Source organism: Bradyrhizobium sp. USDA 3650, assembly GCF_054057395.1.
Genome location: NZ_JBSRZG010000001.1, coordinates 333,626 through 354,575, shown reverse-complemented (window position 1 = coordinate 354,575; position 20,950 = coordinate 333,626). Strand labels below are relative to the sequence as shown.

Below are 20,950 nucleotides of genomic sequence, written 5' to 3'. Positions count from 1 at the left end.
CGTTGCAAACGGCGACGATGTCGCCGATACCGGCCCTCCCTCAGAACCCTCGCCTCCCACACTTGTGCCGATGAACACCACACCGTCCAAGACGATGGCTGCCCTGTGGATGGCGGGCTGGCTGTCGCTGATGTTGGTCATGGCGGTCGCCGGGCGCGAGACCACGCGCGAGCTTAACGTCTTCGAGATCATGGAAGTGCGCTCGGTGATCGGGTTCGCGCTTCTGCTGCCGATCATCTACCAGTCCGGTGGCTTCAAGGCGGTCGCGACCAAGCGCCTGCCCCAGCACCTCGCGCGCAATGGAGTGCATTATTTCGCACAGCTCGGCTGGTTCTACGCACTGACGCTGATCGGGATCGGCCAGGTCGTCGCGATCGAATTCACCATGCCGATCTGGACGGCACTGCTGGCCGCAACATTCCTTTCCGAACGCATGACTGTCTGGAAGATCGCCGCGATCGTGCTCGGTATCGTCGGCGTGGTCATGATCGTGCGGCCCGCCACCGGCGAGATCAATCCGGGCCAGCTGATCGCGCTGGGAGCCGCGATCGGCTTCAGCATCTCCATGATATTGGCGAAATCACTGACCCGGACCGAGAGCGCATTGTCGATCCTGTTCTGGATGATCGTCGTGCAGATGGTCGTGGGTCTGCTCCCGACGCTCTATGTCTGGACCTGGCCGTCAGCCTCTCTGTGGGGTTGGCTGTTCGTTATCGGGGTCTGCGGCACATTCTCGCACTATTGCCTCGCCAGCGCGCTCCGGTACGCGGATGCGACCATCGTGGTGCCGATGGACTTTCTGCGGGTTCCGCTCACGGCCACCGTCGGCTGGCTGCTCTATTCCGAGCGGCTCGACTCCTGGACCGTGCTCGGCGCGGCGCTGATCCTCTGCGGCAATCTCCTGAACTTGAAGCCGGCTTCGCCGGTTCCCGCCCGCGCACGCTGAACCTCGCGCCGCTTCGTGCGACAAAACCAAGTGGCCGTGTGATTTAGATCACGTTGGAAGGGTATTCCATCGTGCACATTCTGCCACACAGCAGCGGGTTGAACGCGACGAACTGCCGTTTTGGTGGCGTTAAGGCGGGCACTTCATGTAAGTTCGTTGCCAATCTGTTGCTGCCTGCAATTTCGATTCTGTTGGGGATTCCAGATGCGCACTCTCACCCTCCTCGCGTCGCTGATGTGCATGGTACTGTCGGTCAGTGCCGCGAAGGCCGACCGCCGTGTTGCTTTCGTCGTCGGCAACGGCACCTACAAGAACGTCGCACAATTGCCGAACCCGCCGATCGACGCCAAGGCGATGGCGGCAACGCTGCGCAATGTCGGCTTCGAGGTGATCGAAGGTTCGAACCTCTCGCGCGACCAGATGACGGAGAAGCTGCTGGACTTCGGCCGCAAGGCGCAAGGCTCCGATGTCGCAGTGTTCTATTATGCCGGTCACGGCATCGCGGTCGGCGGCTCCAACTATCTTCTGCCTGTCGACGCCGACATCAAGTCGGAGATGGACGTCAAGCTCGGTGCCGCCATCAACATCGATCTGACGCTCGAGCAGACCATGGGCGACGCCAAGGTCAAGCTGGTCTTCCTTGACGCCTGCCGCGACAATCCGTTCGCCGCCAAGATCAAGTCGAACTCCGCGACGCGCAGCGTCAACGTGCAGAGCGGTCTTGCCGAGATGAAATCCGGCGAAGGCACGCTGATCGCGTTCGCCACCGGCCCGGGCCAGACCGCGCTCGATGGCCAGGAGGGCAACAACAGCCCGTTCACCCGTGCGCTGATCGACAACATCACCAAACCTGGCATCGAGATCCAGCAGGCGATGACGTCGGTCCGCGCTCAGGTCAACGAGGAGACCCACAAGGGTCAGCTGCCCTGGGGCCACACCAATCTGATCGGCGCGGTCTATCTCAACCAGGCTCCGACGACCCAGGTCGCCAATGCGGCACCGACGGCTGCTGGCGTCGTGCCCGCGGCAACAGGCGGCAATTCGGACGGTGTCGAGCTCGAATATTGGCGCTCGGTCAAGGAGAGCAACAAATCGGAAGAGCTCAACGCCTACCTCTCCGCCTACCCCAACGGCCAGTTCAAGGCGCTCGCGCTGGCACGCCTCGCGGCCATCAAGAGCGGCCCCTCGACTGCGACGCGTACCCTCACCGCTGGCGTCGATCCCGCGACCTTCACCGAAGAGGCCACCCAGCTTACCGAGGATCAGATCGGCCTCGACAAGAACCAACGCCGCGACGTTCAGCGTCGCCTGGGCGGGCTCGGCTTCGACAACAAACAAACAGGCGTGTTCGGCGACGAGACCCGGTCGGTGCTCAAGCGTTGGCAGGCGGCGCGCGGCTATCCCGCGTCAGGTTATCTGAACAAGCTCCAGCACAAGGCTTTGCTTTCGGAGATCGTGGCCGCCCCGCCGACCGCGAGCGACAACAGCCAGAAGGCAGCCCGCCGGGCCGCGGCCCCCGCCGCCGGCAGCGCGCCCGCACCCGCTCCTCATCGCAGCGGCGGCGGCGATCCTGCCGGAGCAGCCTTCGTCGGCGGTGTCGTCGGCGGCATGATGGGCGGCATGTTCCGCCGCTGAGGCGAGGCCAATCGCAAATACAAAAGCCCGGCTCGCGCCGGGCTTTTTCGTTGCGAGTCCCTCAGCCTTTGGTGCCTACTTTCCCGCGGCCTTCCGCAGCGCCTCGTTGATGCGGTCCTGCCAGCCCGGCCCGCCGGATTGGAAATGCTCCAGCACGTCCTGGTCAATCCGCAGCGTGACCTGCTCCTTGACCCCCGGCGCCACGTTCTGCTTTGGCGGCGCTGCGGCGACCTTCGCCGTCACCTTCTTGAACGCCGCCTCGGCCTCCGTCCTGGCGTCGCCCAACGTCCGCGGCCGCCTCGGTGGTTGATCCGCCATGTCCTAGATTCCCTCAAACAGAGCCGTCGAAAGATACCGCTCGGAGAAGGACGGCACTATAGCCAGGATGGTCTTTCCCGCAGCTTCCGGCCGCTTGCCGATCTCGAAGGCCGCGGCGATCGCGGCACCCGAGGAGATGCCGCCCGGAATGCCCTCATGCCGCGCCAGCGCCCGCGAGGTCTCAATCGCCGTCGTCGAGTTGATCTTCACGATCTCGTCGATCACCGAGCGATCGAGGATGTCAGGCACGAAGCCCGCACCGATGCCCTGGATCTTGTGCGGCGTATGCTGGCCGCCCGACAGCACCGGACTCTCCTCCGGCTCGACCGCGACGACGCGCAGCGAGGGCTTGCGCGGCTTCAGCACCTGGCCGACGCCGGTGATGGTGCCGCCGGTGCCGACGCCGGCGACGAAGAAGTCGACGTTGCCGCCGGTGTCGTTCCAGATCTCCTCCGCGGTGGTGCGGCGGTGCACCTCGGGATTGGCGAGATTCTTGAACTGCTGCGGCATCACCGAATTCGGCGTCGTCTTCAACAGCTCTTCGGCCGTCGCGATCGCGCCCTTCATGCCTTGCGCGGCCGGTGTCAGCACCAGCTCCGCGCCGAGAAAGGCCAGCATCTTGCGGCGTTCGATCGACATCGACTCCGGCATGACCAGCTTGAGCCGATAGCCGCGCGACGCGGCGACGAAGGCCAGCGCGATGCCGGTATTGCCGGAGGTTGGTTCGATCAGCACGGTGTCGGGCTTGACGATGCCGGCCTTCTCCATGGCGATGATCATGGCCGCGCCGATGCGATCCTTCACGCTTGCGGCGGGATTGAAATATTCAAGCTTTGCCAAAATGGTCGCGTTCACGCCGTGCATGCCAGGAAGCCGGCGCAAGCGCACGATCGGCGTGTCGCCAAAAGCATCGACGATCGAGTCATAGATCCGGCCGCGGCCGGGTTGGTGCGCTGCACCCGTGGTGGACGACGCGTCCATGATCAACTCCCTGTGGCGACGATTTGCGCTTCTGTTGCAGCTCTTGCGCAGTTAGAGACAGCCTGCGGCGACACGCAAGCGAGATTGCGGCACATGTTAAATACGCTGCATCGCAAAATCGCGTGAGCTGCAATTATCAGAAAACCAACGCATTTGTGTTGCGACCTCGTCAACTGATTCTGCTTATGTTAGACTTAGGTCTCAAAGCTGGGAGGTCACCACGATGTCAGCAGTCGCTGAAGTGTTGTCGACCGTCGCACCGAACCGCGCTCCGCGTTGCAGTGAGTTGCCGACCTGTCCCGTCTGCGCCGACTCCATGGTCGCCGCCGAAGGTTCTGCGTATCTGTCGGAACACGTGATCAGCTATCTCTGGACCTGCGACAATTGCGGCTACGGCTTCGTGACCAAGCACTCCGTCAAGCAGCGTTTCCTCTGCAATTGACCTAGCGCGGGGCGATGTCGCCCCTCGCCCAGTCCTCGCGCGTGCGCCGATAGAACTCCTCGAACGTGCCCTGTGCGACCGCGTCCCTGATGCCCTGCATCAGGAACTGGTAGTACGCGATATTGATCTCGGACAGCAGCATCGCGCCCAGCGTCTCGCCCGCCTTGACGAGGTGGTGCAAATAGGCGCGCGCGTAGGTGCGCGCCGACGGCCAGGTGCTCTCTTCGTCGAGCGGACGCGGATCGTCGGCGTGGCGGGCGTTGCGCAAATTGACCTGGCCGAAGCGTGTGAAGGCAACGCCATGCCGGCCATTGCGGGTGGGCATCACGCAATCGAACATGTCGATGCCGCGCTTGACGGCCTCGAGGATGTCGTCGGGCGTGCCGACGCCCATCAGATAACGCGGCCGCTCTCTTGGCAGCAGCGGCGCTGTCTCGTCGATCATCGCCAGCATCACCGCCTGCGGCTCACCGACGGCAAGGCCGCCGATCGCATAACCATGGAAACCGATCTCGACGAGGCCTTGCGCGCTGGCATGGCGAAGCTGGGGTATGTCGCCGCCCTGCACGATGCCGAACAGCATGTAGCCATCGGGCGCGCTCTCGAAGGCGCGCTTGCTTCGCTCGGCCCAGCGCAGCGACAATTGCATTGCGCGGTCGATGTCGGCGCGCTCGGCGGGCAGCCGCACGCATTCGTCCATCTGCATGGCGATGTCGGATCCGAGCAAACGCTGCACTTCGATCGAGCGCTCCGGCGACAGCTCGACCTTGGCGCCGTCGATATGCGAACGGAACGTCACGGCCTGCTCGCTGACCTTGCGCAAATCCGCCAGCGACATCACCTGGAAGCCGCCGGAATCCGTCAGCATCGGCCCGTTCCAGCCGGTGAATGTCTGCAGGCCGCCAAGTGCCGCGATCCGCTCGGCGCCGGGACGCAGCATCAGATGATAGGTGTTGCCGAGCACGATGTCGGCGCCGGCCTCACGCACCTCGCGCCAGTGCATCCCCTTCATGGCGCCGGCGGTGCCGACCGGCATGAAGGCGGGCGTGCGCACCACGCCGTGCGGGGTGGTCAGGCGCCCGGTGCGCGCGGCGCCATCGGTGGCGAGCAGTTCGAAATGATTGGGCAGACCGGTGTCAGGACGATTCATGACGGTGCTTATTGCGTGTCGGAGCAGGCCGATCAACCCGCTCAGGCGATGCTTCGGTCGGCTTATGCATCAGACTGGGACAACGACACCGATATCGGGGACACGGCATTGTGCGCCGGCGGCGCTTGTTAAACAAAACGACACAGTGTAGTTTTACCTTGGGGCTGGACGAGATGCCGCGGCGATGTTGCCGGCGGCGGTAGATGCGTGATCGCCAGCCACCGACAATGCCCTTCCCTTTAAATTCGACTGACACGTCCGGCCGTTCGCATGGCTGGGCAAGGCAGACCGGCGCCCGCCTGTTCGGATTGCTGGTCCTGACGTGTAGCCTTGCGCTTAGCGCCTGCACGTCCCTGCCCCGCACACCCTATACGGCCGCCGAAGCCAGCACATCGCGCGTGCTCGATATCGACGGGCTCCGGCGCTACGCCGACGAACCCATCACGAAATTCAGCTTCGAGAAGGACACCAGCACCGCGACCAAGTCCTACCTGGCGCTGTCAGGCGGCGGCGCCGATGGCGCCTACGGCGTCGGCGTGCTGAACGGCTGGACCGCGGCCAGAACCCGCCCCACCTTCTCGGTCGTCTCGGGCGTGAGCACCGGCGGCCTGATTGCGCCCTTTGCGTTTCTCGGCTCGCGATATGACGACACGCTGAAGGAGGTCTACACCAGCGGTGTCGCGGAGAGCCTGTTGAGCGATCCCAGCATCATGCGCGTGCTGTTCGGATCCGGCCTGTTCGGCAACACGCGGCTGCGCGAGCTCGTCGCTCGCTATGTCGGGCCGGAGATCATGGCGCAGGTCGCGCGTGAAAACGCCAAGGGCCGAAGGCTGCTGGTGGTGACGACCGATCTCGACACCCAGCGCACCGCGATCTGGGACATGGGCAGGATCGCCGCGGTCGGCACGCCCGAGGCGCTCAAGCTGTTTCGCGACGTGATGGCGGCCTCCGCCAGCATCCCGCTGGTGTTTCCGCCGATCATGATCGACGCCGAAGGCGAGGGCCGCAGGTTTCAGGAGATGCATGTCGACGGCGGCGTGACGGCCCCGGTGCTGACACTGCCGGAAGCCCTGCTTTTCCAGGGCAGTCGCCTTCCCGGCCCTGCGAAGCTGGACATCTACATCCTCGTCAACAAGAAGATCGAACGCAATTTCGAGCTCGTCTCCAACAGCACCATCGACGTTGCCTCACGCAGCCTGTCGTCGATCACCCAGTCGCAGACCCGCTCGATCATCTTCTCGACCTATGATTTTGCCAGGCGCAACCGTCTGGGCTTCCATCTCTCCTACATCGCGCGCGACTATCCGGCCGCCCCCTCGGAAGGGTTCGACACCGCCTATATGCGGGCGCTGTATCAGTACGGATATGAGAAGGCGGCTTCTGGCCAGGCCTGGACTTCCACGCTTCCGTAAGCGCTCGCTGAGGAACAGGGCCGTGCCGAGACGGTTGACGATGCGGCCCATTCGGCCAGATTAGCCATGACGCACCTGTTGCTGCGCGTTATAGAGCAATGACTGATGTCACGACCGCGCAGGAATCATTGGGCATGGGATTGACTGCGACCAAGACAAGACCGGCAGCTCAGCGGCGCGAGGTGCCGAAATCGCGCGGCGGCCGGCCGACGAAAAGCGCCGCGATCGAGCGCGATCAGCGGCTGATCGAGGTCGCCACCCGCCTGTTCCTGGATCGCGGCTTTGACGCGACTTCGCTCGATGCGGTCGCGGAAGCCGCGCGCGTGAGCAAGCCCACCGTCTATGCCCGTTACGGCGACAAGCGCGGATTGTTCGCCGCCGTGCTGCGGCGCGAGATCGCGCGATGGCTTGCACCGCTATCCGCGGCCGCCGAGACGCAGCTCGGCAGCGCCTCGGATATCTCGGTCGAACAGCGGCTGGTCGAGATCGGGCGCGAGATGCTGACATTCACCTGCGGTCCCGATGCCGTCGCCTTCAGCCGCATGATGACGTCGCAAGCCATCAACTTCCCCGAGATCGCCAAGCTCGGCAAGGAGGAAGGCTGGCTCAAGGCCGTCGCCACCACGGCACGCTTCTTCGACCATCTGGTGGCGCAAGGCGAGCTCGATATGGAAGACACCACGATCGCAGCCGAGGTGTTTCTCGACGTCGTCGTGGGGCACACCCACCGCATGGCGACGTTCGGAACGACGCTCGAGCTGAAAGACGCCGAAAAGCGCATGCGGGTTACGATCAAGCTGTTCCTGGCCGGAGCGCTAGGCCCCCCGGACCGCCTCCATGACGCTGCCAAGACCACGCGGCGGCGGCGCCCATCCCGCTGACAATTCCGTGAGATTGCGATCTTTCCAGAGGGATCGCACGCCCACGCCGTTGACCGAAACAAAACGATACGGTATGGTTTAATTATAGGGCGATGCGGGTCGCTTTTTCACCAGCCCCAAAGAGGTCCGCACCGCCTCGATCGCCGCGGCGGTACCACCGTCACGACGCTCAGCGGCCGACCGATGCCCAAGGTCGGCCGCAAATTCTTTACGATCATCCGGCACACTCGCTGGCCGAGGGTTTCGAGCATGACGACAGCCAAACGACGGATCTCGGGATTGCTCGCGATCGCCCTATCCGCACTCCTCCTCGCAGCGCCGGCGCGGGCGATCGTGAGCACGGGCACGTCGACCGCCCTTCACAGCGACACAGATGGTGACGCCGAGGCCGACCGCCAGACGGTCAGTCGCGAGATCGAGCGCTTCCGCAGCTCGTCAATCTCGATCAACCAGGCCATGGCGATTGCGGAAGCCCGTCACGCCGGTGCCACCACGGCGGATGTGAGTTTCGACGGAGCCTCCGGCGTGCCGGTCTACCGGGTGAAGACCCTGCACAACGACCGGATCTGGCGCCACACCATCAATGCCGCGACCGGCGAGCTCGTCGGCGGGGAAGCCGCCCTCCCTCTCGCCGAGCTCGACCTCGACGACCGCAGCAACCTCGCAGCGCTCGGCGCCATCAAGCACCGACTTGCGGATGCCGTGCACATCGCCGAACGCGCGGCCTCCGGCAAGGCGATCAGCGGCGGGCTGGTGCGCGAACGCGGCCGGCTGAATTTCGCGATCGTCGTCATCAGTGGCGACAACCTCAAGGAGGTCATCCTCGAACCGCCGGGCGCCCGGACCAAATAGCGGCGGCCCCCTCCCGCCGAAAAGCCATTGACGGGCGCAAAACTCTCCCGCATAAGCTCCCGCCATGTTCACGACCACCAAACGCGCGACTAAAACCACCACGGCCTTCGGGGCCCGGGGAGGCGTGCGCGTGTAGTCGTCGACTAGAACGCAATCCACTCTACCGAAGCCCCGCCCTCGTTGGTCCGGGGCTTTTTTGTTGTCTGAATTCTCAAATCAATGGAGGACACAGTGAGTAACGATCCCGTCGTCGCGATTGTCGGCGTCACCGGTGCGGTGGGCGCCGAATTCATCGTCACCATGGACAAGCGCGGCTTTCGCGTCGGCAAGCTCAAGGCGCTCGCCAGCGCCCGCTCAGCCGGCAAGACGGTGTCGTTCCGTGGGCAAGACGTCGTCATCGAGGAGCTGACCGAACGCGCCTTCGAAGGCGTCGACATCGCCCTGTTCTCCGCCGGCGGCAGCATCTCCAAGAAGTACGCGCCGATCGCCGTCAAGGCCGGTGCCGTCGTCGTCGACAACTCCTCCGCCTTCCGCATGGACCCGAACGTGCCGCTGGTCATCCCCGAGATCAACGCGAACCGCATCCGCGACCACAAGGGTATCATCGCCAACCCGAACTGCGCCGCCATCACGGCGTTGGTGCCGCTGTGGCCGATCCATCAGACCAACCGCATCAGGCGCGTGATCATCTCGACCTACCAGGCGGCCTCCGGCGCCGGCGCAGCCGCAATGGACGAGTTGGTCGAGTCCACCCGCGCCAACCTCAACGGACAGGTTTATACGCCGAAGGTGATGCCGCATCCCTACGCCTTCAACCTCTTCAACCACAACACGGCGATCGACCCAGACACCGGCTACAACGACGAAGAGACCAAGGTCATCAACGAAACCCGCAAGATCTTCGAGGACGACAAGATCGCGATCGGCGTCACCTGCGTGCGCGTGCCGGTGCTGCGGGCTCATTGCGAGGCCATCACCTTCGAATGCGAGAAGCCGATCAGCGAGGCTCAGGTCCGCGCCATCATGGCGCGAGCGCCGGGCGTCAAGATCGTCGACGACCGCGCCAGGAACTACTTCCCGATGCCGATCGACGCCTCGGGCCAGGACGACGTCCTGGTCGGTCGCATCCGCAAGGACCTCAGCGACCCCTCCGGGCATTCGATCTCGATGTTCGTGGCGGCGGACCAGCTGTTGAAGGGCGCCGCGCTCAACGCGGTACAGATCGCGGAGCTTCTGCCGCAGCGGGTGATGGCGTAACGGAAAAGGTGCGTAGGGTGGGTTAGCGAAGCGTAACCCACCACGGTCTCCATCCGCAGAAACAGAAGTGGTGGGTTACGCCTTACGGCTAACCCACCCTACCGCTCCGCCCGAAACAACAAACACGCATCGCCATACGAATAGAACCGATAGCCGGTCGCGATCGCATGCGCATAGGCCTGCTGCATCGTCTCCAGCCCGGAGAATGCCGACACCAGCATGAACAGTGTCGATTTCGGCAAATGGAAATTGGTCAGCAGAACATCGACGGCGCGGAAGCGGTAGCCGGGGGTGATGAAGATCGACGTCTCGGCGGCGAACGGCTCAATGGTGCCGCCTTCGCTGGCTGCGCTTTCAAGCAGACGCAACGACGTGGTGCCAACCGCGATGATACGGCCGCCGGTCTTGCGCGCGGTGTTGAGCCGTTCCGCCGTCTCGGCCGAGAGCGTGCCCCACTCGGCATGCATCTTGTGGCCTTTGGTGTCGTCCACCTTCACCGGCAGGAAGGTCCCTGCCCCGACATGCAGCGTGACGCGATTGACGCCGACGCCGCGCGCGTGCAGCGCCTGCTCCAGCGCGGGCGTGAAATGCAGGCCGGCTGTCGGCGCGGCAACGGCGCCTTCGTTCGCCGCGAACATGGTCTGGTAGTCGGCGAGATCCTGATCGTCAGGCGTGCGTTTCGAGGCGATGTAGGGCGGCAGCGGCGGGCTGCCGAGATCGGCGATGGCCTGATCCAGTGTCGGACCGTGGAACGAAAATGACAGCGTCACCTCGCCTTCGACGCCCTTGGCCTCGACCTCGGCGTCGAGATGGCCGAGCAGGCAGACCTTGCCCTCGTTGCCGAAGCGGATGCGGTCGCCGGCCGTGAGTTTTTTGGCGGGCTTCACCAGCGCCTGCCAGCGCGAGCCATCGAGGCGCTTGATCAGCGTTGCCTCGATCTTCGGCTCGGTCTCGCGGCCGATGCGGCGGCCTTTCAATTGCGCCGCGATCACCTTGGTGTCGTTGACGACGAGCTGGTCGCCCGGCTTCAGCCATTGCGGCAGATCGGCGATGATTTGGTCGCGCAACGTGCCGCGATCGACAACCAGCATCTTCGCGGAGTCGCGCGGGCTCGCCGGGCGCAATGCGATGCGCTCGGCGGGCAGGTCGAAATCGAAGAGGTCGGTGCGCATAGAACCTAGGTTGGATAGTCTTCAGCCATTAGGCGATTCTGGCGGCTTTCCCGCATCAGCCGGGAAAGTCCGTGCGAACGAATGCAGACGATTTAGGCTCGCGTTCGAAGGCAGAGAAAGCAGGCGACTCCAGAAGCGGGATGATATCTGGATCGTAATTGGCGATTGTGTTCACATCGTAGATCTCGAAATTATTCGGATCATCGGCGAAGTCCTGGCTCTCCTCGCCTGAAAAGAAGCGCCAGCCGCTGTCAGAGGTATTGTCGGGCGCCTCCCGATACATGAAACCGACGCGCTGACCACCGACCGTAATCCGATCGGAGGCCAAGCACGCACCCTTTTCCGGGGCGAGCGGTCTTATGTCCTGAGGCGCGATCACAAATTGCTTTGTTGTCAAGCAAGACCTCCGTCAGCCAGTCACTCCTCATCCTGAGGGGCGCGGGACGCGCGTCTCGAAGGATGAAGGCCCCGCTGTTGCAGCTTGGCCTCCATGGTTCGAGACGGCGCTACGCGCCTCCTCACCATGAGGAGAACGCCTACTCCGCGTCAGCCGCCATCCGCGCCTTGACGATCTTGTCGGGGTTCTGCACGGGCTCGCCGCGCTTGATCTTGTCGACGTTCTCCATGCCCTCGGTGACCTTGCCCCACACCGTGTACTGGTTGTCGAGGAAACGGGCATCGTCGAACACGATAAAGAACTGGCTGTCGCCGGAATCCGGGCTGGCAGCGCGCGCCATCGAGGTGGTGCCGCGCACATGCGGCTCCTTGTTGAACTCGGCCTTCAGCTTCTTGCCGGAGCCCCCGGTGCCGGTGCCCTGCGGGCAGCCGGTCTGCGCCATGAAGCCGTCGATCACGCGATGGAACACGATGCCGTCGTAGAAGCCTTCACGCACGAGTTCCTTGATGCGCGCGACGTGGCCCGGCGCCAGATCAGGCCGCATCTCGATGGTGACCGGGCCCTGCGTGGTCTCGAGGATCAGTGTGTTTTCGGTGGCGCTCATGCTCGTCTCTCTTGGGTTGGGGGTGAAGTCCTGTCAGGTGAAGATTTGCGGTTGCGAAACTGGATCGCGAATGGACGCCCCGCAGCGGCGCCGGCCATCGCATCGGTAAATGGCATCGGCGTGCAGCGTTGCAATGCCTCCATCACCGCGACCCGGTATTGCAGCCGGTCATCGTCGGAGGCCTCCGCGGATTCATAGGTAATCCTCGGATGGCCCAGAATGTTTCCAGCCCGGTTAAAGCTCACGACGACGGTGATGTCGATCGGGCGGGCCTTGGCGGCGGGCGGCGGCTTCCAGCAGGTGCGCAGATGCCGGAAGATGTCCTGGATGGTGTTGACCTGTGCGTCCTCGGCGACCGCGCCGGGGACGCCGAGCAGCAGCACTGCGGCAATCAGCAGGAGCTTGCCACCGCAGCGAGCCATCGCCTCTCCTATTTGATGTCGGAAGCGACCTGCACCTTCACCATCTTGTCGGGGTCGGTGACGGTGCCGCCGCTTGATCCGGGAGGCGCCTTCTTCAGCTTGTCGACGACGTCCATGCCCTGCACGACCTCGCCGATCACGGTGTACTGGTTGTCGAGGCTGCCGCCGTCGGCGAACATGATGAAGAACTGCGAATTGGCGGTGTCGACGCTGTCGCCGCGCCGGGCCATGCCGACGATGCCGCGCGCAAAATGCACCTTGGAGAATTCCTGCTTCAGGTTCGGATATTTCGACCCGCCGGTGCCGTTGAAGTTCTGACCATCGCCGGTCTGCGCCATGAAGCCGTCCATGACCCGGTGGAACGGCACGTTGTTGTAATAGCCCTCGCGCGCGAGCTGCTTGATGCGCTCGGCGTGCTGGGGCGCAAGGTCAGGCCTCAGCTTGATGACGATGCGGCCCTTGGTGGAGTCGATGACGATGGCGTTGGCCTTGTCGAGGCCGGCCGGCAAGGTTTGCGCGAACGCCGGCACCGCGAACAGAACCGCGGCAAGAAACCCGACAAGAACTGCGAGAATTCGGATCATGATAACTCCGGATCAGAGATGAGAAAGGAAACGCGCCGTTATCAGGCGAATTTTGCCTTGAGCTGGGCCGCAACCAGCGGCGGGACAAAAGCCGAGACGTCCCCACCCATGGCGGCGATCTGGCGCACCAAAGTGGCGGTGATCGGGCGGACCATGGGAGAAGCCGGCAGGAAGACCGTATGCACCTCGGGCGCCATGGCCTCGTTCATGCCGGCGAGTTGCATCTCGTAGTCGAGATCGGTGCCGTCGCGCAGGCCCCGAATCATGATCGTCGCCCCGTGCTTGCGCGCCGAGGTCACCGACAGGTCGTCAAACGTCGCGGCTTCGAGCACGCAGCCGGCCTGGGCCGCCACCGGCCCGCAGACGTCATGAAGCATCCTGAGCCGCTCCTCGGTCGAGAACAGCGGCTTCTTGCCGGGATGGACCCCGATCGCGACAACGAGCCTGTCGCACAGCGACACGCTGTGCCGGACCACGTCCAGATGGCCGTTGGTGATGGGGTCGAAGGAACCTGGATAGAAGGCAATGCGGGGCATGGCCACGTCCTACCGCGCCCTGCCCGGCCCGGCAAGCCGGTCAGGTTCCCTGGCGGTTTTTCCGCAAAACCGTGTCGGAATGCGCCGAATTGTTTCGTCCTGAGGGGGCCACGAAACAAAACGGGGCGCGAACGAAACCATTTCCCGCATTCGCGAAGACGTCCGGAAACTGGCCATGGTTACTAATCCGGCCAACGAACGACGGGCCGCACAACTGGGCGTAGCGGCCGCATCACAGGGGACTGTCATGATCAAAGCTCTTTCGGCGATCGCCATCTCTGCGTGTGTTGCTGCCGCTCTCACCCTCCTGCCCGGCTTCGCCCCGACCGTCGAGGCGAGCGTGCCGCAGCCGCTCGCCAAGAGCGACCGGCTCGATATCCGCACCATCGGCAAGGACTGCTCGCAGCAGGCCTGGCCGAATTTCGAGGCGTCCTGCCTTCGCCAGGCCGGCACCAAAGCCAACTTCCGCGAGGCTCGCCTCGTGACCGCCAACCGCACTCCGTAGCGGGGTCTGTCAGTTTGGCGTCAGGAATCCTCGCGATAAGTCCCAACGATAACCCTCCAAGATAACCCATGGATATTTGCGACGTCCCGTCGCAGACTGCCTGATGCCCGCGTCCGCCGGAATGACCCGTCGGACGCGATCCCATCGGGGGGTCGCCATTGTCCAGTACGCCCGCAGTCGCCTCCGGCCATCAACCCGATCCACTGCCGCTTGCCATGACCATGGGCGCCCTCGGGGTGGTCTATGGCGATATCGGCACCAGCCCTCTCTATGCCCTGAAGGAAGCCGCCAAGGCCGCCGCCCACGGCGGCACATTGACGAACGATGCCGTTCTGGGCGTTGCCTCGTTGATCCTCTGGGCGTTGCTGCTGATCATTTCGTTGAAATATGCGCTGCTGATCCTGCGTGCGGACAACCGCGGCGAAGGGGGCATCGTCGCCCTGCTGGCCTTGCTGCATGCCCGCAACGCCCAACCCGGCACCTGGCGCGCGCATCTGCTGGTCGTCGGCCTCGTCGGCGCCGCGCTACTGTACGGCGACGGCGCGATCACGCCGGCGATCTCGGTGCTCTCAGCCATCGAAGGTCTGAAGGTCGACGCGCCCTCGCTCGCGCCGGCGGTGGTGCCCGTGACCGTCGTCATCCTGATCGGACTGTTCATGATGCAGAAGCAGGGCACCGGCTTCATCGGCCGCATCTTCGGACCGGTGATGCTGGCCTGGTTCTTCGTGCTGGCAGCGCTCGGCATCCACGGCATCGTCAAGGCGCCGGCTGTGCTGGCGGCGCTCAGCCCGCTCTATGCGTTCGACTTCCTGATCCACCAGGATTTTCGTGTTTCCTTCGCGATCCTGGGGGCCGCCTTCCTCGCGGTGACCGGCGGCGAAGCCATGTATGCCGACATGGGGCATTTCGGCCGCCTGCCGATCCGCCTGGCCTGGTTCGCGATCTGCCTGCCCGCGCTGGTGCTGAACTATTTCGGCCAGGCCGCGCTGCTGATCACCGACCCCACCATGATCGAAAATCCGTTCTTCCAGCTCTGCCCTGACGCCCTGCACTACCCGCTGGTCGCGTTCTCGGCGGTCGCGACCGTGATCGCCTCGCAGGCCATCATCTCCGGCGTGTTCTCGCTGACGCAGCAGTCGATCCAGCTCGGCTTTCTGCCGCGCATGCAGATCCGTCACACCACGAGCGCCGCGATCGGCCAGATCTACGTGCCATTGGTGAACTGGCTGCTCGCCGCCGCAACGCTGGGCGCCGTCCTGAGCTTCGGCAGCTCGGAGGCGCTGGCAGGCGCCTATGGCATCGCGGTGTCGCTGTTGATGGCGATCACCACGCTGCTCGCCGCCCTGGTAGCGATCCAGTGGGGCTATTCCCCATGGCTCGTGGTGGCCGTGAACGGCTTCTTCTTCGTCATCGACGTGATCTTCTTCTCGGCCAATTCGATCAAGCTGTTCGAGGGCGGCTGGTTTCCGTTGATGCTCGCGGCCTTCGTCGCCTTCCTGATGCTGACCTGGCGCAGCGGCGTGAAGCTCGTCGAAGCGGCACGCGCGAAGCTGCGCCAGCCCGAGGAGGATCTGATCGAGACCGCGGTCAACAAGTGCAGCGCCAGACTCCCCGGCACTGCTGTGTTCCTGGCGTCGGCGCCGCGCGGCGTGCCGCTGGCGCTGACCCAGTTCGTCAAGCACAACCACGTGCTGCACGAGCGCATCGTCCTGGTCACCGTGTTGATCGAGGAGCTTCCTCACATCGCCGACGAAGACCGCATCGAGGTGATCGAGATCATTCCCGGCATTACCCGCGTCGTCCTGCATTACGGCTTCATGCAGAACCCGACGATTTACGAAGGGCTGACCTTCGCCTGCCGCCACGGCAAGCTGCCCGGCATCGACCTCTCCGACATCACCTATTACGTCGGCCGCGAGACCATCATCCCGCGCGAGGACGTGCCGGGCATGTGGGTCTGGCGCGAAACCGTGTTCGCCTTCCTTCAGCGCAACGCCGAACGCTCCGCCGCGTTCTTCGGCGTGCCGACCAAGCAGGTGGTGGAATTCGGCACGGAGCTGGAGATTTAGCAGGCTCCGGCGCGGCTCAAGCAAGCATTGACGTCGAGCCGCAGCTGGATCTCAAATTATCGGGCTTTGTGCTCGCGGCGGCGATGCTGGCCCACGATGACAGTGAATTAAACTGAGGTATCAACGTTCCGACAATGCGTTCCCTCCGCCGGAGGCTCGCGGGTGGGATATGACCACTTCAATATCGATGCGCTGTCAGCCGGCACGGAGCTGGAGCGAGGGCTCGGGAGCCACGTCGATCGCGCGGCTCCCTCGCTTGTCCGTTATGGACAGGCGTAACGCTGCCCGTCGTAGGCCAGATACGTTCCCGAGGCCGGATCGTAGGACTTGTAGCGTTGGGCACAAGAGCTCACAGCATCCTGGCGTGCCTGGCTGTTGGCGATCGCGCCGCCGATAATCGCTCCGGCCGCCAGTCCGCCGATCACAGCTGCACCGGTTCCGTAGCCCCGATGTCCGTAGCCATGGTGATATCCGCGATGGCCATGACGCCAACCGGGGCGATACTGGACGGTCTCGACATTCGCTCCGTTCACGCCGAGCGCTTGATCTGCTTGAAGCGGCGCAGCCGAGGCAGATTGCACAGTGGCCAGAGCGGTCGCACCAGCGAGAGCGGCAGCAAGCAGAGTTCGGGATTTTCGCATGGTAAACTCCGTCATTTCATCAACGCGGAGCCAACAAGCGCGTCCTGATGCAGTTCCTGCATGAAACAGGTTTAATCAATCGCGTCACAAGGTCACACGCATGGACGGGGGCGCGCGGCAGGGCGCATCACTCCCCGTTTGCGTCTCCGTTCGCCCCATTCCCGCTCTCGGCCTCTTCCGTGATGTGCTCGACCGAGACGACGTGTTCGTCCTCGGCGGTGTCGAACACGATCACGCCCTGGGTCGAGCGACCGGCGACGCGGATGCCTTCGACCGGGCAGCGGATCAGCTGACCCTTGTCGGTGACCAGCATGATTTGGTCAGCATCCTCCACAGGGAAGGACGCGACCAGATTGCCGTTGCGGTTGTTGACGCTCATGGCGACGATGCCTTTGCCGCCGCGGCCCGTGGTGCGGTACTCGTAGGACGAGGTCCGCTTGCCATAGCCGTTGACGGAGACGGTCAGCACGACCTGCTCCTGCGCCGACATCTCGATGTAGCGCTCCTGGGCGAGCTGGAAGCTGCCGGAGGTCTCCTCGGCCTCGGCGTCCGCCGCCGGCTCCTCGGCCGCAGCTTCGCCGGCGACCGCACGACGCATCTTCAGATACGCCGAGCGCTCGTCGGACGTCGTGTCGACGTGGCGCAGAATCGCCAGCGAGATCACCTTGTCGCCCTCGGCCAGCGCAATGCCGCGCACGCCCATCGAGGTGCGGCCGGTGAACACGCGCACGTCGGTCACGGGGAAGCGGATGCACTGGCCGCCGGCGCCGGTCAAAAGCACGTCGTCGTGCTCGGTGCAGATCTGCACGTCGACGATAGCTTCGTTGTCGTCGAGCTTCATCGCGATGATGCCGGAGCGGCGGACATCGACGAAGTCGGACAGCTTGTTGCGCCGGACGTTGCCGCCTGTCGTGGCGAACATCACGTCGAGATTGCCCCAGGTGGACTCGTCCTCCGGCAGCGGCATGATGGTGGTGATGCGCTCGCCCTGCTCCAGCGGCAGGATGTTGATCAGCGCCTTGCCGCGCGCATTCGGCGCGGCCATCGGCAGGCGCCAGACCTTGATCTTGTAGACCTGTCCGCGCGAGGAGAAGAACAGCATCGGAGTATGCGTGGACGCCACGAACAGCCGGCTGACAAAATCCTCGTCGCGGGTCTGCATGCCCGCGCGGCCCTTGCCGCCGCGGCGCTGGGCCCGGTAGGCCGACAGCGGCACGCGCTTGACGTAGCCGGCGTGCGAGACGGTGACGACCATGTCCTCGCGCTGGATCAGGTCCTCGTCCTCGACCTCGCCTTCCTGCTCGATGATGACGGTGCGGCGCGGGGTGGCGAACTCGGCCTTCACTTCGGCGAGCTCGGACTTGATGATTTCCAGCACGCGGTCGCGCGAACGCAGGATGTCGAGATAATCGGCGATCTCGCCGGCGAGCTTGTCGAGCTCCTCGCGGATTTCGTCACGGCCGAGTGCGGTGAGGCGTTGCAGGCGCAAATCGAGAATGGCCCTCGCCTGCTCCATCGACAGCCGGATCGTGCCGTTCTCGCTGATACGGTGGCGCGGATCGTCGATCAGCGTCAGCATGTCCTCGACGTCCCGGGCCGGCCAGTCGCGCGACATCAGGGTGTCGCGCGCGGTGGTCGGGTCGGGCGAGGTCCGGATGACGCGGATCATCTCGTCGATATTGGCGACCGCGATGGCGAGACCGACCAGGATATGGGCGCGATCGCGGGCCTTGGCGAGCAGAAACTTGGTGCGCCGCGTGACGACGCGCTCGCGGAAGTCGACGAAGATCGCCAGCAGGTCCTTCAGATGCATGATCCGCGGACGGCCGCTGTCGAGCGCCACCATGTTGACGCCGAAGCTCGTCTGCAGCGGCGTGAACCTGTAGAGCTGATTCAGCACCACATCCGGCACGGCGTCGCGCTTCAATTCGATGACGACGCGGTAGCCGTCGCGATCGGATTCATCGCGCAGGTCGCCGATGCCCTCGATTTTCTTTTCCTTGACCAGCTCGGCGATGCGCTCGACCATCGTCGCCTTGTTCACCTGGTAGGGAATCTCGCTGATGATGATCGCCTCGCGCTCCTTGCGGATGGTCTCGATCGCGACCTTGCCGCGCATCATGACCGAGCCGCGGCCGAGGTGATAGGCGGCGCGGATGCCTTGCCGTCCGAGGATGACGCCGCCGGTCGGGAAATCCGGTCCCGGCACGATGTTGATGAGCTCGTCGATGGTGAGCGCGGGGTTGTCGATCAGCGCGACGCAGGCGTCGATGACTTCGCCGAGATTGTGCGGCGGGATGTTGGTGGCCATGCCGACTGCGATGCCGCCGGCGCCGTTGACGAGCAGGTTGGGGAACTTGGCCGGCAAGACCGACGGTTCGGTCTCGTTGTTGTCGTAGTTCGGCTGGAAGTCGACCGTGTCCTTGTCGATGTCGGCCAGCAGAGCCAGCGCCACCTTCGTCAATCGGGCTTCGGTATAACGATAGGCAGCCGGGGGATCGCCGTCGACAGAGCCGAAATTGCCCTGGCCGTCGATCAGCGGCACGCGCATGGAGAAGTCCTGCGCCATCCGGACCATGGCGTCGTAGATCGACTGGTCGCCATGCGGATGATATTTACCGATGACGTCACCGACCACGCGGGCGGACTTGACGTACTTCTTGTCCGGCGTGTGCCCCTGCTCGTTCATCGAGTACAGGATGCGGCGATGCACCGGCTTCAGACCGTCGCGGGCGTCAGGCAGCGCCCGCGCCACGATCACGCTCATGGCGTAGTCGAGATAGGACTTCTTCATCTCCTCGAAGATGGAGACGGGGCGAATATCCGAGGGTTGCGCCGGCTGGTCGCCGGGCTTGTCGTCGTCGTCAGCCAAGGGGAAATCCGGTGAGGTTTTATCTGGGAATCATATAGCGCATCGAGCCTCTGATAACCACCCTCGCGGCGATCTGGGAAGCGCTTTTTCCGCCTATTTTTCCAACAACTTAAGCCCTTGCGAGCGGTGTCTCGGACAGCCCCTGCATCGGCCTTGCAAAATCGCCGCTCACGCGTGGAAAATCGCGCGGCGAGCTTGCCCCGTCAGCGCGCTTGCCAAGCCGCAATCCGAGCTCACCCCAAACATGAAGCGGGCCCGGAAATCCCGAGCCCGTCCTGCCGATTAGTGGGATTTTCTGACACGAGATGAGAAGCGCCGCCCATCCGGGCGGCGCGTCCGCATCGAAACGCCCCGCTCTCAGAACGGGACGCTCAGAACGGGATATCGTCGTCCATGTCGCTGTTGCGGCCACCGCCGCCGGCAGCAACGGGACGGCGCGGTGCGCTGCTGACCGGACCGGAGGAGCCGAAATCGCCGCCCGGCTCGTCGCCGAAGCTGCCGCCTCCCCCACCGCCGCTACGACCGTCCAGCATCGTCAGGGTCGAGTTGAAGCCCTGCAGCACGACTTCGGTCGAGTACTTCTCGACGCCGCTCTGGTCGGTCCATTTGCGGGTCTGGAGCGCACCCTCGACGTAAATCTTGGCGCCCTTCTTCAGATACTGTTCGGCGACCTTGCAGAGCCCTTCATTGAAGATCACGACGCGGTGCCACTCGGTCTTTTCCTTGCGCTCGCCGGTCGCCTTGTCGCGCCACGTCTCCGACGTCGCGACGCTCAGATTGGCGATCGGCCGCCCGTCCTGGGTGCGGCGGATTTCAGGATCCTTGCCGAGATTTCCAACCAGAATGACCTTGTTGACGCTTCCCGCCATCTCCGCTCTCCGCTCCGAATGCCACTGAATTCAAGAAGGCCGGTCCGCTCCCCGCGTTCCGCCGTGCCTGTTGAGGCGACCCTATACGCTCGCCGAACGCTTGCGGACGACGATCAGTCCGTCACCCCTCCGGTTATCCCCATATATAGCATCGACCTCCCGTTCGTTCCAGATTTGTTCTTGGCGAAACGACCGCATCGATGTGTGGCGTCGATCGGCCAATGTAGTGCGGGAATGCGCGCAGCGATTGGAACCTTTGTAGGCTCCCGAAACCGACGGAAAGAACTTAATATTCAATAAGTTATGGGTACTCGCCCTGCCCCGTTCTTGTTGCATTTCGGAGGACGGACTTTGCCGCCACATCTTCCTCGGCGACCGCACGATCGGCTTCACAACGCCCGCGGG

General features: G+C 64.1%; 21 protein-coding genes. 9 read left to right on the top strand and 12 right to left on the bottom strand.

Features of this window, described 5'->3' with window-relative positions; translation table 11 throughout:
• The first annotated feature begins 70 nt into the window (after window positions 1-70).
• Together ACVIN2_RS01685 and ACVIN2_RS01680 are read left to right on the top strand one after the other, a co-directional pair.
• Window positions 71-946, top strand: coding sequence for a DMT family transporter (locus ACVIN2_RS01685; protein ID WP_456764242.1), 876 nt, complete (start codon window positions 71-73; stop codon window positions 944-946).
• 204 nt (window positions 947-1,150) lie between these two features.
• A complete protein-coding gene (locus ACVIN2_RS01680; protein WP_456764241.1) occupies window positions 1,151-2,581 on the top strand; it encodes a caspase family protein in 1,431 nt (476 codons plus the stop codon).
• 75 nt (window positions 2,582-2,656) lie between these two features.
• Here ACVIN2_RS01680 and ACVIN2_RS01675 read toward each other — a convergent pair whose 3' ends face one another.
• Both ACVIN2_RS01675 and cysK read right to left on the bottom strand, forming a co-directional pair.
• The gene (locus tag ACVIN2_RS01675) at window positions 2,657-2,899 is read right to left on the bottom strand and encodes a BrnA antitoxin family protein (RefSeq protein ID WP_007610629.1); all 243 of its coding nucleotides are present in this window, start codon (window positions 2,897-2,899) and stop codon (window positions 2,657-2,659) included.
• A gap of 3 nt (window positions 2,900-2,902) precedes the next feature.
• On the bottom strand, window positions 2,903-3,880 hold the full coding sequence (gene cysK, locus ACVIN2_RS01670) for a cysteine synthase A (RefSeq protein ID WP_456764240.1): 978 nt from the start codon (window positions 3,878-3,880) through the stop codon (window positions 2,903-2,905).
• Between the two features lie 223 nt (window positions 3,881-4,103).
• Between cysK and ACVIN2_RS01665 the strand changes: the two genes are divergently transcribed.
• Window positions 4,104-4,322, top strand: a complete 219-nt coding sequence (locus ACVIN2_RS01665) for a hypothetical protein (protein WP_456764239.1) — start codon at window positions 4,104-4,106, stop codon at window positions 4,320-4,322.
• 1 nt (window position 4,323) lies between these two features.
• Here ACVIN2_RS01665 and tgt read toward each other — a convergent pair whose 3' ends face one another.
• On the bottom strand, window positions 4,324-5,472 hold the full coding sequence (gene tgt / locus ACVIN2_RS01660; RefSeq protein ID WP_456764238.1) for a tRNA guanosine(34) transglycosylase Tgt: 1,149 nt from the start codon (window positions 5,470-5,472) through the stop codon (window positions 4,324-4,326).
• Between the two features lie 227 nt (window positions 5,473-5,699).
• Here tgt and ACVIN2_RS01655 point away from each other — a divergent pair, with 227 nt between their 5' ends.
• The 4 genes from ACVIN2_RS01655 to ACVIN2_RS01640 all read left to right on the top strand — a co-directional run bounded on the left by ACVIN2_RS01655 (window position 5,700) and on the right by ACVIN2_RS01640 (window position 9,874).
• Window positions 5,700-6,884 carry a patatin-like phospholipase family protein gene (locus tag ACVIN2_RS01655; protein ID WP_456764237.1) on the top strand — a complete coding sequence of 395 codons (1,185 nt, stop codon included), beginning with the start codon at window positions 5,700-5,702 and terminating at the stop codon, window positions 6,882-6,884.
• Window positions 6,885-7,018: 134 nt separating this feature from the next.
• On the top strand, window positions 7,019-7,765 hold the full coding sequence (locus ACVIN2_RS01650) for a TetR/AcrR family transcriptional regulator (RefSeq protein WP_456764236.1): 747 nt from the start codon (window positions 7,019-7,021) through the stop codon (window positions 7,763-7,765).
• 249 nt (window positions 7,766-8,014) lie between these two features.
• Entirely contained in the window at window positions 8,015-8,617 is a 603-nt protein-coding gene (locus ACVIN2_RS01645; RefSeq protein ID WP_456764235.1) for a PepSY domain-containing protein, read from the top strand.
• Between the two features lie 219 nt (window positions 8,618-8,836).
• Window positions 8,837-9,874 carry an aspartate-semialdehyde dehydrogenase gene (locus ACVIN2_RS01640; RefSeq protein WP_456764234.1) on the top strand — a complete coding sequence of 346 codons (1,038 nt, stop codon included), beginning with the start codon at window positions 8,837-8,839 and terminating at the stop codon, window positions 9,872-9,874.
• Between the two features lie 98 nt (window positions 9,875-9,972).
• Here the strand turns inward: ACVIN2_RS01640 and queA are convergent, their stop codons facing one another.
• The 6 genes from queA to coaD form a co-directional block, all read right to left on the bottom strand.
• On the bottom strand, window positions 9,973-11,046 hold the full coding sequence (queA, locus tag ACVIN2_RS01635; protein WP_456764233.1) for a tRNA preQ1(34) S-adenosylmethionine ribosyltransferase-isomerase QueA: 1,074 nt from the start codon (window positions 11,044-11,046) through the stop codon (window positions 9,973-9,975).
• Between the two features lie 55 nt (window positions 11,047-11,101).
• Window positions 11,102-11,443 (bottom strand): DUF2185 domain-containing protein, encoded by a 342-nt coding sequence (locus ACVIN2_RS01630; RefSeq protein WP_409188671.1) that lies wholly within the window; start codon window positions 11,441-11,443, stop codon window positions 11,102-11,104.
• 139 nt (window positions 11,444-11,582) lie between these two features.
• A complete protein-coding gene (locus tag ACVIN2_RS01625) occupies window positions 11,583-12,047 on the bottom strand; it encodes a peptidylprolyl isomerase (protein ID WP_007590736.1) in 465 nt (154 codons plus the stop codon).
• A complete protein-coding gene (locus ACVIN2_RS01620) occupies window positions 12,044-12,469 on the bottom strand; it encodes a hypothetical protein (RefSeq protein ID WP_456764232.1) in 426 nt (141 codons plus the stop codon). The genes ACVIN2_RS01625 and ACVIN2_RS01620 overlap by 4 nt, the downstream gene beginning before the upstream one ends.
• A gap of 8 nt (window positions 12,470-12,477) precedes the next feature.
• A complete protein-coding gene (locus ACVIN2_RS01615; RefSeq protein ID WP_247462279.1) occupies window positions 12,478-13,053 on the bottom strand; it encodes a peptidylprolyl isomerase in 576 nt (191 codons plus the stop codon).
• A gap of 41 nt (window positions 13,054-13,094) precedes the next feature.
• Window positions 13,095-13,589: a pantetheine-phosphate adenylyltransferase gene (gene coaD / locus ACVIN2_RS01610; RefSeq protein ID WP_456764231.1), complete on the bottom strand. Its 495-nt coding sequence runs from the start codon at window positions 13,587-13,589 to the stop codon at window positions 13,095-13,097.
• A gap of 247 nt (window positions 13,590-13,836) precedes the next feature.
• Between coaD and ACVIN2_RS01605 the strand changes: the two genes are divergently transcribed.
• Together ACVIN2_RS01605 and ACVIN2_RS01600 are read left to right on the top strand one after the other, a co-directional pair.
• Window positions 13,837-14,094 (top strand): hypothetical protein, encoded by a 258-nt coding sequence (locus ACVIN2_RS01605; RefSeq protein ID WP_456764230.1) that lies wholly within the window; start codon window positions 13,837-13,839, stop codon window positions 14,092-14,094.
• Window positions 14,095-14,309: 215 nt separating this feature from the next.
• Window positions 14,310-16,163, top strand: a complete 1,854-nt coding sequence (locus ACVIN2_RS01600) for a potassium transporter Kup (protein ID WP_456769626.1) — start codon at window positions 14,310-14,312, stop codon at window positions 16,161-16,163.
• A gap of 263 nt (window positions 16,164-16,426) precedes the next feature.
• Here the strand turns inward: ACVIN2_RS01600 and ACVIN2_RS01595 are convergent, their stop codons facing one another.
• The 3 genes from ACVIN2_RS01595 to ACVIN2_RS01585 form a co-directional block, all read right to left on the bottom strand.
• Window positions 16,427-16,804 carry a BA14K family protein gene (locus tag ACVIN2_RS01595; protein ID WP_456764229.1) on the bottom strand — a complete coding sequence of 126 codons (378 nt, stop codon included), beginning with the start codon at window positions 16,802-16,804 and terminating at the stop codon, window positions 16,427-16,429.
• A 127-nt stretch (window positions 16,805-16,931) separates the two neighbouring features.
• Complete coding sequence (gene gyrA, locus ACVIN2_RS01590; RefSeq protein ID WP_456764228.1) at window positions 16,932-19,676, bottom strand: DNA gyrase subunit A; 2,745 nt, start codon at window positions 19,674-19,676, stop codon at window positions 16,932-16,934.
• A gap of 371 nt (window positions 19,677-20,047) precedes the next feature.
• Window positions 20,048-20,545, bottom strand: coding sequence for a single-stranded DNA-binding protein (locus ACVIN2_RS01585; protein WP_007590726.1), 498 nt, complete (start codon window positions 20,543-20,545; stop codon window positions 20,048-20,050).
• Between the last annotated feature and the right edge of the window lie 405 nt (window positions 20,546-20,950).

Coding starts and splice junctions, on each gene's coding strand:
- coaD (WP_456764231.1), bottom strand. CDS start 13,589: ATGCCCCGCATTGCCTTCTATCCAGGTTCCTTCGACCCCATCACCAAC.
- ACVIN2_RS01620 (WP_456764232.1), bottom strand. CDS start 12,469: ATGGCTCGCTGCGGTGGCAAGCTCCTGCTGATTGCCGCAGTGCTGCTG.
- ACVIN2_RS01645 (WP_456764235.1), top strand. CDS start 8,015: ATGACGACAGCCAAACGACGGATCTCGGGATTGCTCGCGATCGCCCTA.
- ACVIN2_RS01650 (WP_456764236.1), top strand. CDS start 7,019: ATGGGATTGACTGCGACCAAGACAAGACCGGCAGCTCAGCGGCGCGAG.
- ACVIN2_RS01600 (WP_456769626.1), top strand. CDS start 14,310: ATGACCATGGGCGCCCTCGGGGTGGTCTATGGCGATATCGGCACCAGC.
- ACVIN2_RS01595 (WP_456764229.1), bottom strand. CDS start 16,804: ATGCGAAAATCCCGAACTCTGCTTGCTGCCGCTCTCGCTGGTGCGACC.
- ACVIN2_RS01675 (WP_007610629.1), bottom strand. CDS start 2,899: ATGGCGGATCAACCACCGAGGCGGCCGCGGACGTTGGGCGACGCCAGG.
- tgt (WP_456764238.1), bottom strand. CDS start 5,472: ATGAATCGTCCTGACACCGGTCTGCCCAATCATTTCGAACTGCTCGCC.
- ACVIN2_RS01585 (WP_007590726.1), bottom strand. CDS start 20,545: ATGGCGGGAAGCGTCAACAAGGTCATTCTGGTTGGAAATCTCGGCAAG.
- ACVIN2_RS01680 (WP_456764241.1), top strand. CDS start 1,151: ATGCGCACTCTCACCCTCCTCGCGTCGCTGATGTGCATGGTACTGTCG.
- ACVIN2_RS01625 (WP_007590736.1), bottom strand. CDS start 12,047: ATGAGCGCCACCGAAAACACACTGATCCTCGAGACCACGCAGGGCCCG.
- ACVIN2_RS01655 (WP_456764237.1), top strand. CDS start 5,700: ATGCCCTTCCCTTTAAATTCGACTGACACGTCCGGCCGTTCGCATGGC.
- ACVIN2_RS01665 (WP_456764239.1), top strand. CDS start 4,104: ATGTCAGCAGTCGCTGAAGTGTTGTCGACCGTCGCACCGAACCGCGCT.
- cysK (WP_456764240.1), bottom strand. CDS start 3,880: ATGGACGCGTCGTCCACCACGGGTGCAGCGCACCAACCCGGCCGCGGC.
- ACVIN2_RS01615 (WP_247462279.1), bottom strand. CDS start 13,053: ATGATCCGAATTCTCGCAGTTCTTGTCGGGTTTCTTGCCGCGGTTCTG.
- ACVIN2_RS01640 (WP_456764234.1), top strand. CDS start 8,837: ATGGAGGACACAGTGAGTAACGATCCCGTCGTCGCGATTGTCGGCGTC.
- ACVIN2_RS01605 (WP_456764230.1), top strand. CDS start 13,837: ATGATCAAAGCTCTTTCGGCGATCGCCATCTCTGCGTGTGTTGCTGCC.
- queA (WP_456764233.1), bottom strand. CDS start 11,046: ATGCGCACCGACCTCTTCGATTTCGACCTGCCCGCCGAGCGCATCGCA.
- ACVIN2_RS01685 (WP_456764242.1), top strand. CDS start 71: ATGAACACCACACCGTCCAAGACGATGGCTGCCCTGTGGATGGCGGGC.